The 17,640-nt window shown below is 46.2% G+C and carries 14 protein-coding genes; 3 read left to right on the top strand and 11 right to left on the bottom strand.

Annotation, left to right across the window (positions count from 1 at the left end):
- Positions 1 to 162 precede the first annotated feature (162 nt).
- Positions 163 to 1,596 carry a membrane-bound lytic murein transglycosylase MltF gene (gene mltF, locus L2744_RS09335; protein ID WP_248991649.1) on the top strand — a complete coding sequence of 478 codons (1,434 nt, stop codon included), beginning with the start codon at positions 163 to 165 and terminating at the stop codon, positions 1,594 to 1,596.
- Between the two features lie 444 nt (positions 1,597 to 2,040).
- Here the strand turns inward: mltF and tadA are convergent, their stop codons facing one another.
- The 3 genes from tadA to guaB all read right to left on the bottom strand — a co-directional run bounded on the left by tadA (position 2,041) and on the right by guaB (position 5,830).
- Positions 2,041 to 2,550, bottom strand: a complete 510-nt coding sequence (tadA, locus tag L2744_RS09330) for a tRNA adenosine(34) deaminase TadA (protein ID WP_248991648.1) — start codon at positions 2,548 to 2,550, stop codon at positions 2,041 to 2,043.
- 118 nt (positions 2,551 to 2,668) lie between these two features.
- Positions 2,669 to 4,246: a glutamine-hydrolyzing GMP synthase gene (gene guaA, locus L2744_RS09325; protein WP_248991647.1), complete on the bottom strand. Its 1,578-nt coding sequence runs from the start codon at positions 4,244 to 4,246 to the stop codon at positions 2,669 to 2,671.
- 117 nt (positions 4,247 to 4,363) lie between these two features.
- On the bottom strand, positions 4,364 to 5,830 hold the full coding sequence (gene guaB / locus L2744_RS09320; protein ID WP_248991661.1) for an IMP dehydrogenase: 1,467 nt from the start codon (positions 5,828 to 5,830) through the stop codon (positions 4,364 to 4,366).
- Positions 5,831 to 5,951: 121 nt separating this feature from the next.
- Here guaB and xseA point away from each other — a divergent pair, with 121 nt between their 5' ends.
- The gene (gene xseA, locus L2744_RS09315) at positions 5,952 to 7,298 is read left to right on the top strand and encodes an exodeoxyribonuclease VII large subunit (RefSeq protein ID WP_248991646.1); all 1,347 of its coding nucleotides are present in this window, start codon (positions 5,952 to 5,954) and stop codon (positions 7,296 to 7,298) included.
- Positions 7,299 to 7,379: 81 nt separating this feature from the next.
- Here the strand turns inward: xseA and der are convergent, their stop codons facing one another.
- From der to rlmN, 8 genes are all read right to left on the bottom strand, one after another.
- The gene (gene der / locus L2744_RS09310; protein WP_248991645.1) at positions 7,380 to 8,846 is read right to left on the bottom strand and encodes a ribosome biogenesis GTPase Der; all 1,467 of its coding nucleotides are present in this window, start codon (positions 8,844 to 8,846) and stop codon (positions 7,380 to 7,382) included.
- Between the two features lie 79 nt (positions 8,847 to 8,925).
- Positions 8,926 to 10,113 (bottom strand): outer membrane protein assembly factor BamB, encoded by a 1,188-nt coding sequence (gene bamB / locus L2744_RS09305; RefSeq protein WP_248991644.1) that lies wholly within the window; start codon positions 10,111 to 10,113, stop codon positions 8,926 to 8,928.
- An 11-nt stretch (positions 10,114 to 10,124) separates the two neighbouring features.
- A complete protein-coding gene (locus L2744_RS09300) occupies positions 10,125 to 10,745 on the bottom strand; it encodes a tetratricopeptide repeat protein (RefSeq protein WP_248991643.1) in 621 nt (206 codons plus the stop codon).
- A gap of 12 nt (positions 10,746 to 10,757) precedes the next feature.
- Complete coding sequence (gene hisS, locus L2744_RS09295; RefSeq protein ID WP_248991642.1) at positions 10,758 to 12,035, bottom strand: histidine--tRNA ligase; 1,278 nt, start codon at positions 12,033 to 12,035, stop codon at positions 10,758 to 10,760.
- Between the two features lie 131 nt (positions 12,036 to 12,166).
- Positions 12,167 to 13,282 carry a flavodoxin-dependent (E)-4-hydroxy-3-methylbut-2-enyl-diphosphate synthase gene (gene ispG, locus L2744_RS09290; RefSeq protein ID WP_248991641.1) on the bottom strand — a complete coding sequence of 372 codons (1,116 nt, stop codon included), beginning with the start codon at positions 13,280 to 13,282 and terminating at the stop codon, positions 12,167 to 12,169.
- A gap of 49 nt (positions 13,283 to 13,331) precedes the next feature.
- A complete protein-coding gene (locus L2744_RS09285) occupies positions 13,332 to 14,438 on the bottom strand; it encodes a RodZ domain-containing protein (protein ID WP_248991640.1) in 1,107 nt (368 codons plus the stop codon).
- Entirely contained in the window at positions 14,435 to 15,223 is a 789-nt protein-coding gene (pilW, locus tag L2744_RS09280; RefSeq protein WP_248991639.1) for a type IV pilus biogenesis/stability protein PilW, read from the bottom strand. The genes L2744_RS09285 and pilW overlap by 4 nt, the downstream gene beginning before the upstream one ends.
- 32 nt (positions 15,224 to 15,255) lie before the next feature.
- Positions 15,256 to 16,377 (bottom strand): dual-specificity RNA methyltransferase RlmN, encoded by a 1,122-nt coding sequence (gene rlmN, locus L2744_RS09275; protein WP_248991638.1) that lies wholly within the window; start codon positions 16,375 to 16,377, stop codon positions 15,256 to 15,258.
- A gap of 144 nt (positions 16,378 to 16,521) precedes the next feature.
- On the opposite strand from rlmN, the gene L2744_RS09270 reads away from it, so the two are divergent.
- Positions 16,522 to 17,613, top strand: coding sequence for a CNNM domain-containing protein (locus L2744_RS09270; protein WP_248991637.1), 1,092 nt, complete (start codon positions 16,522 to 16,524; stop codon positions 17,611 to 17,613).
- Positions 17,614 to 17,640 lie beyond the last annotated feature (27 nt).

Genomic DNA, 17,640 nt, shown 5'->3' with positions numbered 1-17,640 from the left:
AAAAGCGCGGCTTTATCAGACACCCCCTGCCCCCCTGTACAAATTTTTTTCGTTATCCCAGACAAACGGATATAATCACAGCAATGTCAGCCATTTTATCATTGATACCTCACTGACCATCAATTACTCATCATATTGATTTTATTTAACAAAGCACATTTAATGACTCGATTTCTGCTTACTATCATCTTAGGTTTCTTACTGACTGCCTGTCAGCAGGCGACTGTGGACGAACCAGAATTCGCTCCCCATAAACTCAGCGAACTGCGGGTGGGAACCCTTTATGGCCCCCAAATCTATATGACGTCCGGTCAGGGAAATAGTGGATTTGACTACGATATGGCGCTGCGATTTGCCGAATATCTCAACGTCCCGTTAAAAATGGTGCCTTACACTAACCGCTCAGATCTATATGAAGCGCTAAAAAAGAATGAAATCGATATTATTGCTGCAGGCATGACGGAAACGCCCGTACGAAGGGAACAATTTCGCCTAGGCCCACCTTTATATCGTGTCAATCAGGTATTAGTTTATCGAGAAGGCATGCCAACACCTAAAGATATCAGCAAGTTAAAAGGAAAAATCACTATCATTGCTGACTCTGCTTTTGTAGAGACGCTAACTCAGCTACAAAAACATCACCCAAGTTTAGTGTGGGATCAAGTGACAGATAAAGACAGTGAAGAGCTGCTAGCGATGATCGCTAATAAAGAAATCGATTACACCATCGCCGACTCCAGCAGTGTGCAAATTAACCGTCGTTATCTACCCGATTTACGTTCAGGCCCTGTGCTTGAGGAAAAGCTCAATGTAGTCTGGTTATTACCCCCAAGACACAGCGATGCACTTATGAGTCAATTATTGGCTTTTTGGCACCAAGAAAAACTCGCTGGCACACTCGATCACCTCAATGAAAAATACTTTGGCCACGTTAAACGTTTCGACTATATCGATACCCGTGCTTTCCTGCGCGCTATCGAAACCGTCCTTCCCCGTTATCGCCAACTATTTGAGGCTCACGCAGGTGATTTAGACTGGCGTAAACTTGCAGCAACAAGTTACCAAGAGTCCCATTGGAATCCCAATGCACGTTCCCCCACGGGAGTGCGCGGTATGATGATGCTCACTGAACCCACAGCCAAGGAAATTGGCATAATTAACCGTTTGGATGCTGAAGAAAGTGTCCGCGGTGGCGCTGCTTATCTACGTGATATGATTAATCGTTTGCCTGAGTCTATCCCCGAAAGCCAACGCATGTGGTTTGCGCTGGCCTCTTACAACATAGGTTATGCCCATGTGGAAGACGCGCGCAAACTTGCAGAATCGATGGAATTAAATCCCAATGCTTGGCGGGATCTAAAGAAAGTTTTGCCTCTACTACAAAAACGGAAATACTATCAAAAAACCCGTTATGGTTATGCTCGTGGCAGTGAAGCGGTACATTATGTGGATAGTATTCGCCGCTATTACGACACCTTAATTTGGGTTGATAATCAGTCGAAACAACCCATGCCAGAGGAAGATCAGAGCGATCTTACCGCTGAAGATCTCCCCAGTATGCCCGTTGGCTCACTCAGTCCAGAACAACCAAAATAATTTATTAAAGGCATGTGGGTTTTACACACATAAGGTTGAACCAACACGCACTAATGACTTTCTTAACCTAAACCCCACGAATTTTAATCTTAAATTAAGTGAAGGGGCGCTAAAGTGCACCAACTGATGCATTAACCTGCTGGTTTATAAAGCAGATAACCAGTGGGGGATTGCCGCCCTTTATCTCAGCTGTTACTGTCTTATCTCAATTGAGATAAAAAATTAGCGCCATAAGTGTTAAATTTAAGTAAAGTTGGCATCAATAACGCTCAATAAAAATAATCAGAAATGGGGTCAATATGAGAAAAAAAACTATCCATAACAATGCATCGCGTCGCCGTACTTTGCTAAAAATACGCCATCGTCGAGTATTAAACCGCCAAAAGCTTTTCTTTACCTTTATCCAATCCCAAGACTAGAAAAGCTATCCAAGTGCTTTTATCCTCACCCTTGCTGCGCCTTTTGAGCCTGTTTTAGGGCTTTCTTCTCATCCCTACGGCGTTTAAAAAAACGACTCAACTGGGCGCTACAAGCCTCTGCTAATACACCCGATGTCACTTCAACTTGATGATTAAATGCCGGATGTTGCAGTAAATTCACTACTGTACCCGCAGCACCCGTTTTTTCATCCCGAGCACCAAATACCACACGAGCAATTCTGCTATGCACCATTGCCCCCGCACACATAGCACAAGGTTCAAGGGTGACATATAGAGTCGCATCCAAAAGACGATAGTTTTCGACCCAACGCCCCGCTTCCCGCAAACATAAAATTTCCGCATGGGCGCTAGGATCGTGTTGGCTAATGGATAAATTGTAACCCGTCGCAATCTGCTGACCGTCTTTGACCAATACCGCACCCACGGGCACTTCGCCCGCAGCTTCAGCCTTTTCAGCCATAGCCATAGCCACTTGCATCCAATATTCGTCCTGCTCAGATTGTTCCACCAGCATCCTCTATTTATTCATTACTTTTAAAAATATTGCATGATATTAATCGCGCTAGTTTGATTGCACAAACAGGCGCGTAAAAAAGGCGCTCTAGGCGCCTTTTTAATCTATCACAGGTAACTTATTCCCATTCGATAGTCGCTGGCGGCTTGCCAGAGATATCGTAAACTACGCGGGAAATGCCATCGACTTCGTTGATGATGCGGTTCGATACACGCCCCAAGAAATCATAGGGCAGATGTGCCCAATGTGCCGTCATAAAGTCGATTGTTTCCACTGCGCGCAGTGACACAACCCAATCATATTTACGGCCATCGCCCATAACTCCAACTGAGCGTACAGGTAAGAACACAGTAAAGGCTTGGCTGACTTTATTGTAAAGGTCGGCTTTATGCAGTTCTTCGATGAAGATGGCATCGGCGCGGCGCAACAAGTCACAGTATTCTTTCTTCACTTCACCTAACACACGCACACCTAAACCTGGGCCTGGGAACGGGTGACGGTAGAGCATATTGTAAGGTAGCCCTAACTCAAGACCAATTTTGCGCACTTCATCTTTAAACAGTTCACGCAGCGGCTCGACTAAACCGAGCGCCATATCGTCTGGCAAACCGCCAACGTTATGGTGCGACTTGATCACATGGGCTTTGCCTGTGGCGCTGCCAGCAGATTCAATAACGTCTGGATAAATAGTGCCTTGCGCTAGCCATTTCGCATTGGCGCATTTTTTCGATTCTTCATCGAAAATTTCCACAAATACACGGCCGATGATCTTACGCTTAGCTTCTGGATCGGCTTCGCCTTTCATCGCATCGAGGAAACGGTTTTCCGCATCGACATGGATGATATTCAGGCCGAAATGATCGCCAAACATTTCCATCACTTGCTCGGCTTCGTTCAAACGCAATAAACCGTTATCAACGAATACGCAGGTCAGCTTTTTACCGATAGCGCGGTGCAATAGCATAGCGACAACCGAAGAATCGACACCGCCCGATAGCCCTAAAATCACCTCATCGTCACCGATTTGCTTTTTCAAGCGCTCTATCGCATCTTCGATAATCGATGATGGTTTCCAGTTTGCCGCACAACCACAAATGTCTAAGGCAAAGTGCGACAACATGCGCATACCTTGGCGAGTGTGGGTCACTTCAGGGTGAAACTGCACACCATAAAAACGTTTTGCCTCATGTGCCATCGCGGCGAATGGGCAAGTGTCAGTTTTAGCTACTGCCACAAAACCTTCAGGAATCGCAGAGACCTTATCGCCGTGACTCATCCACACATCGAGCAGCGGTTTACCTTCGCTATTTACGGCATCTTCGATATCTTTAAACAGCGCAGACTTTGTCAACATTTCAATTTGAGCGTAGCCAAATTCACCTTCACCCACACCTTGGATAACTTTGCCGCCTAACTGCTCAGACATAGTCTGCATGCCATAGCAAATACCTAAAACAGGTACGCCAGCGTTAAAGACGTATTCAGGTGCTCGGGGCGAATTTTCAGCCGTCACACTTTCAGGGCCACCCGCAAGGATAATACCGTTCGGGGCAAACTCACGGATTTGGGCTTCGGTGACATCCCATGCCCATAATTCACAGTAAACGCCAATTTCACGGATACGACGGGCAATCAGTTGAGTGTACTGGGATCCAAAATCGAGGATCAGTATCTTGTGCTCATGAATATCGCTCATGGATAACCTTTATCTTATCTATTGTTTAACTTGGCTCAACACTGACAACGTCAATCTTGAGGGCATTACATATATTACTAGCGGGGCGGCTTATTGCCGCCCCGCTACATCAAACATTTAAGAGCCTGAACGGTAGTTCGGCGCTTCTTTCGTGATAGTCACATCGTGTACATGGGACTCGCCCATACCCGCTGAAGTCACTTTCACAAATTGCGCTTTTTCATTTAGTTCAAGAATCGTAGCGCAGCCAGTTAATCCCATACATGAACGTAAACCGCCCATATGTTGATGGATAATTTCCTTCAACTTGCCTTTGTAAGGCACGCGCGCTTCAACACCTTCGGGGACTAACTTGTCGGCAGCATTATCGGATTGGAAATAACGATCGGAAGAGCCTTGAGACATAGCGCCTAATGAACCCATACCACGGTAGGATTTATAGGCACGACCTTGATAGAGCTCAGTTTCACCCGGTGCTTCTTCAGTCCCGGCAAACATTGAGCCCGCCATAATACAAGATGCACCCGCGGCCAAGGCCTTGGCTAAATCGCCAGAAAAACGAATGCCGCCATCGGCAATCACAGGAATACCTAAACCTTTTACGGCTTCAGCAGCATCGGAAACCGCGGTAATTTGTGGCACGCCAACACCGGTTACGATACGGGTTGTACAGATAGAACCAGGACCAATACCCACTTTAACGGCGTTAACACCCGCTTCTACCAATGCTAAAGCACCTTCTGCAGTTGCGACGTTACCACCCACAATTTGTAAATCTGGGTATTTAGCACGGGTTTCACGAATACGCTGTAATACGCCTTCTGAGTGACCATGGGAAGAATCGATAAGTAACACGTCAACGCCGGCTTTAACCAGTGCATCAACACGCTCTTCATTGCCCGCACCAGCACCGACGGCGGCGCCCACACGTAAACGACCTAACTCATCTTTACAAGCATTAGGTTTACGCTCGGCTTTTTCGAAGTCTTTAACGGTAATGAGGCCTTTTAGCTTGTAATTATCATCGACCACTAACACTTTTTCGATACGGTGTGAGTGCATTAGTTTTTGCACTTCATCTAACTTAGTACCTTCAGCAACAGTGACTAAACGCGACTTAGGCGTCATCACTTCTTCTACTGTCTTGCTCCAATCCGTCACGAAACGCACGTCACGGCCAGTAATAATACCCACAAGTTCGTGAGCTTCGTTAACCACAGGATAACCCGCAAAACCATTTTTCAGGGTTAGCACTTTTAGATCGGCAAGTGTCGTTGAGGGGGTCACAGTCACAGGTTGTTGAACCACGCCAGCTTCGTAGATTTTCACTTTACGAACTTCTTCGGCTTGCTTCTCAATACTCATGTTTTTGTGAATAAAGCCTAAGCCACCTTCCTGCGCCATAGCGATCGCAAGGCGAGCTTCGGTAACTGTGTCCATAGCGGCAGACACAAGTGGGATATTCAGTTCGATAGTATTGGTCAGGCGAGTTTTAAGGATGGCGGTATTTGGGAGTACAGTAGAATGCGCAGGAACCAGTAACACATCGTCAAAAGTTAGCGCTTCTTTAATTAAACGTAGCATTAGCAACATCTCCCCATTTGAGTAGGATTTAGAGGTGAAATATTGCGGCTGGATTATACCTTGCATATCGGGCGCGGTAAATGGAAAATAGTGAAAAATTCCCATTTGCGCGAGAAAATCCATGCAAGTCGCCAAAAATAATGTTTATACCGTCTCCCGCCTCAATGGGGAGGTCAGGCAAATTCTCGAGGGACAATTGGGTAAAATTTGGCTCAATGGCGAAATTTCCAACTTTTCATCTCCCAGTTCAGGCCATTGGTATTTAACCTTAAAAGATCATTATTCACAGATCCGCTGCGCTATGTTTAAAGGGCGCAATCAGACGGTCAGTTTTAAGCCTATCAACGGTCAGCAAGTGCTAGTCAAAGGTGCTATTAGCGTTTATGAACCAAGGGGAGACTACCAGTTATTAATCGAATCCATGTTACCCGCAGGTGATGGCCTGCTTGCCCAGCAATTTGATGCACTCAAGATGAAGCTTGCGGCCGAGGGATTATTCGCCGCCGACACTAAAAGACCTTTGCCGAAAAATATTCAACGCATTGGTGTTATCACCTCCCCCACAGGCGCAGCGATCCGCGACGTATTACATGTATTGGCAAGGCGCGATCCCTCCATCGAAGTTGTTATTTATCCCACCCAAGTTCAAGGTGAAACCGCGGACTTGAGCATATGTCAGGCAATTAATATCGCCAATCAAAGGTTGGAGGTTGATGTATTACTGCTGACCCGCGGCGGCGGTTCACTTGAAGATTTATGGTGTTTTAACAGCGAGGCCCTCGCCCACACAATTTATAACAGCGCCCTGCCCATCGTCAGTGCCGTCGGCCACGAAGTCGATACCACCATCAGTGATTATGTTGCTGATATCCGCGCCCCAACGCCGTCCGCGGGTGCAGAATTACTCTCCCAAGACAGCGATAATAAGTCGCAAAAGCTCGCTACGGCCTTATCGCGCCTACAGCAAAGTGCAAGACACTATCAGCTCAAGCAAGAAAGACGCTTAAGTTTGCTAGAACATAGGTTACAACGCTTAGATCCCAAACGTACCTTACAGCAGTTCGAGCAAAGATTTGATGAAATGCAATTAAGGCTGGAGTCTGCGCTATCGAATCGATTGCATCTGCTCAGCCGCCGTCAGCAGTTGCTCGTAAGTCGCCTTGAGCAGCAATCTCCCAAACATAAGCTCACCATCGAGGGTAACCGTCTAAGTTATCTTGCGAGTCGCTTACAGGATGCATTGCAGGACAAACTGAGTCAAAGTGAACAACGGATAAAATATGCGGCCCATCAACTTGAAACCGTGAGCCCACTTGCCACTTTAAGTCGCGGCTACAGCATTACTACTGATATCCACAATCAAGTGATCGACTCCGCCGATAAACTGATCATCGGTGATAGCCTGCAGACCCGCTTGCGCGATGGACAAGTGATTTCAACTGTCACACAGATAAAGCCGCTCGAATAAGGCTAAGCAAGGCTGAAATCGTCTTAAAACACAAAAGGAACCCTAAGGTTCCTTTTTTTCAAATGTGTTCGGTAAAAAACACTATTTGGTTTTGCGATCTTTAATATGGCTCAGTGCGCGTTTGCGGCGACGCTCTTGGCTCATGGTTAACTTCTCAGTCTTGTTTTCAAATGGGTTATCACCCTCTTGGAAACGCAGCTGAATAGGCGTACCCACCACTTTCAATGAACGACGGAAGTAGTTCATCATGTAACGCTTGTACGAGTCAGGCAGTCTACTCACTTGGTTACCGTGGATCACCACGATTGGCGGGTTGTAACCACCGGCATGGGCGTATTTAAGCTTCACACGGCGACCATTGACTAGCGGCGGCTGGTGATCATCCTGCGACATTTGCATAATACGGGTCAGCATGGAAGTGCTGACGCGGCGGGTAGCACTGTCGTAGGCTTCTTCAATCGATTCAAATAAATGGCCAACACCTGTACCGTGCAACGCCGAAATAAAGTGAATACGGGCAAAATCGATAAAGCCAAGACGACGGTCAAGCTCGCTCTTCACGCGGTCTTTAATACCTTGGTCGATCCCATCCCACTTGTTAACGGCGATCACTAAGGCACGGCCCGCATTGAGCGCGAAACCTAACAGACCTAAATCTTGTTCGGCAATACCTTCACGGGCATCGATGATAAGCAACACCACGTTAGCATCTTCAACCGCTTTTAAGGTCTTGATCACTGAGAATTTCTCAATGACTTGATGTACTTTACTGCGACGACGAACCCCTGCGGTATCAATAATCACATACTCGCGCCCTTCACGTTCCATCGGAATGTAAATACTGTCACGGGTCGTACCGGGTTCATCGAATACCACGACACGCTCTTCACCTAAAATACGGTTGGTGAGGGTCGACTTACCTACGTTAGGTTTACCTATGATCGCCAGCTTGATAGGCAAATCTTGCAGACGCTTTTGCTCAGCTTCGGCTTCTTCTTCGGTATATTCGCGCTCTTCGGTAACTTCCTCTTCACCTTGACGCACAATACCCATAGCTTCGGCATAAGGGGTCAGCGCGTATTCGATCATATTGGTCACGCCGCGCCCTTGGGACGCCGCCATTTGGTAAACTTCACCTAGACCTAATGACCAAAACTCGGCACAGGCCGAATCGGCATCGATACCGTCAACTTTATTAGCAACCACGAAAGTGGTTTTTTCACGGCTACGTAAATGCTGTGCAATCGACAAGTCCGCGGCGGTTAAACCGGCGCGCGCATCTGTCATAAATAAAACCACATCGGCTTCTTCAATGGCGGCAAGGGATTGCTCGGCCATTTTCGTCTCGATCCCTTCTTCAGAGCCATCGATACCGCCAGTATCGACCACTATGAACTCATAGCCGGATAAAAATGCTCGACCATATTTACGGTCACGTGTTAGGCCAGGAAAGTCAGCAACCAGCGCATCACGCGTGCGCGTAAGGCGATTAAATAGGGTGGATTTACCGACGTTCGGCCGACCAACAAGGGCCACTACAGGGATCATGATTTTGCCTCTAAAAAACTTTTCAATAAAAAGCCCCCGGAACACACTTCCAGGGGCTCAGCAAGGATAACACTTTTAACTATGGAAGTGTTACAACAGCCAACTTTCCGCTGCGACCTTGAACATAGATTTTATCATCCACCACTAACGGCTGGCTGTATAATCCAGAGCTATCGACTTGAATACGACCGACAATCGTCCCTGTGCTGCGGTCGATAAAGTGTAAATAACCTTCGAAATCGCCTACTACCAGATAGTCTTTATACACGGCTGGCGAGGTTAACGCTCGGTTTGTCAACTCAGCGTTACTCCACAGTTCCAACCCGTTACGTCTATCAACCGAGTAGATACGGCTGTGGTCGTCAACTAAGAATAGACTTAATCCTGCTGATGCTAATTCGTTAAAGCTCGAATACTTACGTGTCCACACTATGCGACCCGTACGCAGTTCCATCGACACTAAGTTACCGTTGTAGCTAACCGCGTATAAATTGTCGCCAAGAATAAGCGGTGTCATATCCACATCGGCCATACGAGTAAACTCGTTACCACCCGCCGGATTATAAATTGCTTGCTCCCACGCGGCTTGTCCGTTGTTTTTAATCACTACAGCTACTTTTCCATCGGCAGTACCAATGAAAAAACCACCCGCTTCATAGGCGGCTGAACCTGTGCCGCGTAACGTAAGGTTCGGCAACTGCATCTTATACACCCACAGCTTTTCGCCAGTATCGACGTTAAAAGCCTCGAGTGAACCAGAGCTGGTGTTCACAACGACGACATCATCGGCAACGGTAGGTTTTGATAACAGTTCACCACCAGCAACGACATGCCACAGCACTTGACCATCTTCGGCATTAAGTGCGGCTAATATGCCACTTTCGCCGCCAACAAAGACTTTATTACGCGCAGCGGTAACCCCTGCAGCAATACGAGCACCTTTATTTTTAGCCAATACGTTATCACGAAACACTTCGCTAAAATCTTGATTCCAAACGCGCTCACCCGTGGCCTCATCAAAAGCCATGACTTCACCATAACGGTCAGCGGCAAAAATTTTACCGTAACGAACTGCTGGCATAAGGCGAGAATAATAGTCTTCCACACCATCACCAACAGAGGCGCTCCAACTCACTTCAGGGAACACAGTTGCCTGAATGGCAGTTAACTCACTTACCGGTTCCTCTTCGACATCGCTCGACGAACAGGCGGATAACATCGCTAGACTTAGTCCAGCGGCTAACAGGTTTTTGCACCAAGACTTCATCAAGGGATCCCTTATGCTTGATTTAGGTTATCAAGTTTGATTTTAAGTGCTGGGCTTGTTACCACACCACCGTTGTCCATGGCGGTTTGATAAGCCGTTTTTGCTTTGTCAACATCACCTTGGCGTACCAGAAAGTCACCTTTTAACTCTTCGCGCTGGGCTACAAATGCTTTATCGGTCACTTGTTCTAAGGTCGCTAAACCTGCATCAATTTGACCTTGCTCCGCTTGAACACGGGCTAAGCGTAGGGTAGCTATCGTATCTAAACTCGCACCAGGTTTAGCTGCAATCACCTTATTCAAGGCATCAATAGCCTTAGGGTAATCCTTTGCTTCTACTGCGGTTTTTGCCACTATCAAATCCAACAGTGCCTGATAGCCCTTTTGATCGTGATTTTTAGAAAACTCAGCAACACCAGCCAGCATAGCGGCTTCATCGGCAGATTTTGTCGTCAAGGCTTGGAAGGCTTTTGACGCTTCCTCAGCTTGAGCAACTTTCATATCGGAATAATAATTCCAACCGTATAAGCCACCAAGGCCTACGACTGCACCGATTAAAATGGATGTTCCATAATCTTTCCAGAACTGTTTGATAGCATCGACTTGTTGTTCTTCTGTGCTATAAATTTCCACGCGCACATCCCCTTATTTGGTAAGTTCGGCTAAAAATGCACTTAAGGCATTTCGAGCAACCCGTTGTTGTTCGTTGTCATTGCGTAAATGTTTCACTGTGACCATACCTTCGGCAAGTTCTTCTTCACCTATCAGTAATGCCACACTCGCACCGCTTTTATCAGCACGTTTCATTTGTTTTTTTACGTTACCGCCGCCACAGTGACTCATCACCTTAAGACTTGGCAGAGCACTACGTAATTCCTGCGCGACTTTAATGGCTTCGACAAGACAATTTTCACCCATTGCCATGACATAAACGTCAACCGCGGCTGGAATATCCTGCGTGAGTTCTAAGGTTTCAAGCAGCAATACAATGCGCTCAAGTCCCATAGCAAAACCGACTGCGGGGGTATCTTTACCGCCTAACTGCGCCACTAAACCATCGTAGCGTCCGCCCGCAAGTACAGTGCCTTGTGAGCCTAAGCTATTGGTAACCCATTCAAATACAGTGCGATTATAATAATCTAGACCACGGACTAAGCGAGGATTAACTCGGTATTGGATGCCAACGGCGTCTAGGAGTTCACGTAATTGTGCAAAATGTTGTGAAGATTCTTCACCTAAGTAATCCATCAGTGCTGGCGCATCGGCTAGAATCCCCTGGACTTGAGGATCTTTAGAATCCAGTACGCGCAGTGGATTACTGTACATACGGCGCTGACTGTCTTCATCTAACTTATCTTTATGCTGCTCTAAAAAGGCAATCAAGGCATCGCGGTAAGCCGCACGCTCAGCAGGATCGCCCAGAGTATTGAGCTCAAGAGTGACATGCTCGCTTATCCCCAGTTTTTCCCACAAACGCGCCGATAACATAAGCACTTCGGCGTCAATATCTGCGCTACCGATACCATAAACTTCAACACCAAACTGGTGGAATTGACGGTAACGCCCCTTTTGTGGACGCTCATGGCGGAACATTGGACCCATATACCACAGGCGCTGTTCTTGGTTATAGAGCAAACCATGCTCGTTACCCGCACGCACAGTAGAAGCCGTTCCTTCGGGACGTAAGGTCAGACTATCGCCATTACGATCTTCGAAGGTGTACATTTCTTTTTCAACAATATCAGTTACTTCACCGATAGAGCGTTTAAAAAGATCGGTATCTTCCACTATTGGAGTGCGGATTTCGCTGTAGCCATAAGCACTGACGCTCGAACGTAGTACCGCTTCTACTTTTTGCCATAGAGGACTTTGGGTTGGCAGAATGTCATTCATTCCGCGAATCGCTTGGATCTGTTTTGCCACTGTATCGACTCGTCCGATTTCGCTAAATTAATAAAAAATGTCCCGCATTATAGACGCCTCAAGACAAAACGTAAAATGGCCCCATCGGTTTCGGGGCACACTTCAAAGTCTCTGGCACTAATGCGCACATTTTACTCGGTTGTATCTTTTACTTGGATACGGTTTGCCAGTTGGCTCGCCTTAGCGCGAATTTTCGCTTCGAGGGAATCGACTAAATTGTCGTTATCAAAACGTTCTTTTTGACGCTCACCCTCATCGTAGTAACCACTCTTACGATGCCCACCAGTCAAGCCAATATGGGATACTAAGGCTTCACCAGGTCCATTGACCACACAACCGATGATCGATACATCCATCGCGGTAGTGACATCTTCGAGGCGACGTTCTAACTCATTAACAGTGTTGATCACATCGAACTCTTGGCGAGAACAGGATGGGCAGGCAATAAAGTTAATACCGCGACTACGAATACGTAGCGACTTTAAGATATCAAAACCGACTTTGATTTCTTCGACGGGATCCGCTGCAAGGGAAATACGTAACGTATCCCCTATACCTTCGGCCAATAACATACCTAAACCCACCGCTGATTTCACTGAACCTGCGCGAGCACCACCGGCTTCGGTAATACCTAAATGCAGAGGTTGGCGAATTTGTTTTGCCAATAAGCGATAGGATTCAACTGCGAGGAATACATCAGAGGCTTTCACGCTGACCTTGAATTGGTCGAAGTTCAACCTATCCAGAATATCCACATGGCGCATGGCCGATTCAAGCAAGGCTTCAGGTGTTGGCTCTTTATACTTGTCCATCAGATCTTTTTCTAATGAACCGCCATTCACACCAATACGGATAGGAATATTATTGTCACGGGCGCATTCCACTACACTACGGATACGCTCTTCATTGCCAATATTGCCAGGGTTAATGCGCAGACAATCGACGCCATATTCGGCGACTTTTAAGGCAATGCGGTAATCGAAATGAATGTCGGCCACTAAAGGCACATTAACCGCTTGTTTAATGAGTTTAAAGGCTTCAGCGGCATCCATAGTCGGTACAGAGATACGCACTATATCGGCACCGACTTTCTCTAGGGCGCGAATTTGGGCAATGGTTGCCTCAACATCGGTCGTCTTAGTATTGGTCATTGACTGAACGGCAATCGGCGCACCATCACCAATCGGTACTTTACCCACATAAATGCGGGTGGAAGGACGTCTTTTTATGGGAGTTTCATTATACATACTTAATACGCTCTATTTCGGTACGTTCTGCTGCGCCTGTTATCAAGTTTTACGCTTTAGGAAGAGTTAAACGAGCAACACGGCCTTTAGGAAAATCAGCTAGGCTTACGACTTGACCATCCATACTTAGCGTCGCTACGTGGGGTGCACCTAGAATAACTTTAAACGGTGCTACGCCACTTACTTGAATATTTGCCCCTGCACCTCTTACACCATCCACTAATACTTTACCTTTGGCATCAAGGATATTAATCCAGCAATCACCTGCGAGTTGGATGTTCAAATTAGACTGGCCAGCGACTGCTATTGTTTCCTGTGTAGGGACACTAGCAGAAGAAGACTGGATTGTAGACATATTACGTGGTGGGGTTTCATTAGCACTGTTGACGTTAGAAGTATTGGCTACCACAGCTTGATTTGAAGTAACATTTTGCGCAGGCACACCGTAATCACGATTAGCGGCATTATGGGTGTTTCCAGCCGTTACAGTGCCAGTCTCTATCGCTTCAGTATCTACCACGTCAGTATCTATCGCATTTGTATCAATAGTGCTTGCATCCGTATCCTTGATCGGACCGTCTGTTGCCATAGCGCCATTGACAGCGATATCACTGAGTCCTTGGCTTACATCGGTTTCAGTCAGTAACACATCTCCAGGTAGAGTCAGGTTTGCCGCCGCGACTTCTTCCACTGTAGGTTGAGATACGTCAACAGTGGTGAGTAATGTCGATTTTTGCATCCACCACACAACCAGCAGTCCCAGTAATACGATGACAATAAATATGCTTACCCACTTTAATTTAGTGTCGCTCGCTTGATAGCTTGTCTTGCGTGAAAAGCTTTGCATTGCAGGTGACGTCACTAATGGCACTTGCTTAGCGAGACAGGCTTGAATAAGTGCATAGTCGACACCCACCATGCGAGCATAGTTTTTCACGTAACCACGAACATAAGTGGGAGAAGCTATATTAGTAAAATTATCGGCTTCAAGATCTTCAACAATACCCGGACGCAAATGCAATTTCACTGCGGTATCTGCAATGCTGAGTCCCTTTTCCTCACGGGCGTTTTTTAAAATTTTTCCGAGCGTTACATCAGGCGTCGTTGATTCTGCTTCGTTAAGTCCAACTGACGCATTGGTTTCGTGATCTTTCATTGATGCAAATTAACTCTGTATTGCTTGGCCTGAGGTGATGCTGGAAATTTGGCAAGCAATAAAATACCAAATGTCTTAACGGCAGCATCATCATTCATTGCCTGCTCTATTTTTATTCCGAGCGCTAAACTCTCTGGAGTCTGAGCTGCCACTTGATGATACCGCGCTAATTGGTTACGCGCCTGAATAAAATCACCCTGTTCAGTCTCAAGCTCAGCAAGCTCCAGCAATGATACCGAACGTCTCGGATCATACTTTAACGCCATCTGAAAATACTGTCGTGCCTTTTCTGCTGTACCCGACTCTCGACTGCATAAACCTAAGTTTTCATAGCTCGAAGCGGTGCGCGTATATTTGGGCATTTCTATTGCGGCCAAAAACATTTTTTCAGCTTTTTCGTATTGCTTTTGCTGACACAAAAACACCCCAAAATTATTCATGGAATCGCCAGAGGCGTCCTTAGTACTAATGGCTTTCTGGTACGCTTGTTCGGTACGAACGAGATCACCCACGGTTTGGTAGTAATAGGCCATTGCAACGTGAACATCCTCAAGCTCTGGCGCATATTCTACAGCTTTATCAAGATTGTATTTAGCTTGTTCCGAGTTACCTCGATTCAAATAGGTTAAACCGAGCTGCATTCGCTCCCGGGCCGCGGCGACTCTATCTAATTTTCGCTCTGATACCGGAATATCTGTTCCTGTATATGTACGCTCAGTTACACACCCTGTCATGACTAATGACAAGGTGATTGCTAATGAAAACCCTGACAATCCATGCTTCATGGGCAAGCCTATAAATCTGTGCAAACAAAGAGTTAATTCATTGTGACTGAAATCTGATTTTCTTGCATGCGTTTTTTTGCTAAACGCTTCGTTCTATCGCGAATATCGCCAGCTAACTGACCACAGGCGGCATCAATATCGTCACCACGGGTCTTACGGACTATCACTGTTAAGCCATATTCCATTAACACTTTTGAGAAACGATCAATACGAGAGTTAGATGAACGGCCATAGGGGGAGCCAGGATACGGGTTAAAGGGAATTAAATTCACCTTACAAGGCGTATCTTTCATTAACTTTGCCAACTCATGAGCTTGTTCAGTGCTGTCGTTGATATGATCGAGCATCACATATTCAACGGTTACACGGCCACGGTTCGCATTAGATTTAGCAATGTAACGACGGATCCCCGCAAGAAACTCCTGCAGTGGATATTTTTTATTCACTGGTACTAAGATATCCCGCAGCTCATCATTAGGGGCGTGAATGCTCACAGCTAATGCCACATCGAGGGCGTCACCCAGTTTATCAAGCGCAGGCACAACACCGGAAGTAGATAAGGTTACACGGCGTTTTGATAAGCTAAAGCCAAAATCATCGAGCATAATGTCCATTGCAGGAATGACGTTGGCTAAATTAAGTAGTGGCTCGCCCATCCCCATCATCACCACATTGGTGATAGGACGATCGCCAGTATCCTTTGCAAAACCCAAGAAGTGCGAAACACGCCAGATTTGACCCACGATTTCGGACACGGTTAGATTGCGATTAAAACCTTGCTGGGCGGTTGAGCAGAACGTACATTCAAGCGCACAACCCACCTGAGATGATACACACAAGGTTGCACGGTCATCCTCAGGGATATAAACAGTCTCAACTTCTTGCCCTTCACCAACATGAATCGCAAACTTAATCGTGCCATCGATAGACTTTTGGAAACTGGAAATTTCTGGTGCAACAATTTCACAACGTGCGGCCAATTTTTGGCGCAACACTTTGTTTATGTTAGTCATCTCTTCGAAGTCACTGACACCGAAATGATAGATCCATTTCATGAGCTGATCGGCACGGAAGGGCTTTTCCCCTAAATCTGCAAATAATGCACGCATTGCCTTACGATCAAGGTCTAATAAATTGATCTTTTTTTCACTCATATGACTAACCTCAACACCAAAACCTGCAACAGGGCGGCGAATTATACAGACGCAAAAAATTTTTAGCCAGCAACACGACTCGACTATGATAGAATCCCGTTGGGCTAATGTTGGCCTAAAATACGGAGTTGTAATACCACCTATATGTTAACCCTCATCATTATAGTGCTTGTCGCTGTCGCGGTTTCTTTTCTGTGCAGTGTATTCGAAGCTGTTTTGCTTTCGGTTACCCCGAGTTATATCGCCTCACTTGAGCATACTGACAGTGCTGCCGCAGCAAGGTTACGTAAACTCAAAGAGAACGTTGAAGCGCCTTTAGTGTCTATTCTCACCTTAAACACCATTGCCCATACCGTAGGTGCAGCCGTTGCGGGTGCACAGGCAGCAAAAGTGTTTGGGGATGAAATGCTGGGTGTTTTCTCAGGTGTGTTAACTTTTATTATCCTATTCTTCTCAGAAATTATTCCTAAATCTGTGGGTGCAAACCATTGGCGTCGCCTTGCGCCGAGTGTTTCTATTGCGATCACCTGGATGAAGCGTATAACTAAACCCTTAATTTGGTTGTCACTAAAAGTAACTTACTTTTTAGGTAAAGGTGAAGAAGGTCAATATATTCGCCAAGAAATGAGTGCTATGGCAAAAATTGGCCATGAATCAGGCGAACTTGATGAGCAAGAGTCAAAAATTTTGACTCAAATGCTGAAGGTGCGTGATATGCCAGTAACCGCCATTATGACGCCGCGCACTGTGATGTTTTCACTACCCGTTGACCTTACCCAGAATGAGTTTGTTCAAGAGTACCGTGATAAACCTTTTACTCGCATTCCAGTATACGATCAGGATCACGATGATATTATTGGTTATATAACCCGTACCGATGTACTGTTGGCCGAGCGTTACACCCCAGATGCACCGATTGGGGAGCTAAAACGCAATCTATTTGTGGTGCCAGAAACCGCAAAAATTCTGCCATTATTCGAACGAATGATTAAGCGTAATACGCAAATTGCCATGGTCGTTAATGAATACGGCAGTAGCCAAGGTATCGTGACACAAGAAGACATTATTGAATCTATGCTAGGTTTAGAGATTGTTGATGTGAATGATCCGGCCACTGATATGCAACAGTTAGCGCGTAAATTATGGGCCAAACGCATGAAGCAAAAAGGCATTCGCCTCTCCGATGACGGTGATTTTGAAGCCGCTGCCGATGATGATGAGGCCAGATCGGGTTAATATCATGTCATTTAGCGCTTGTTAATA

Source organism: Shewanella profunda (assembly GCF_023283765.1).
Classification (GTDB): Bacteria; Pseudomonadota; Gammaproteobacteria; order Enterobacterales; family Shewanellaceae; genus Shewanella; species Shewanella profunda.
This window is presented reverse-complemented; position numbering and strand designations above follow the sequence as displayed.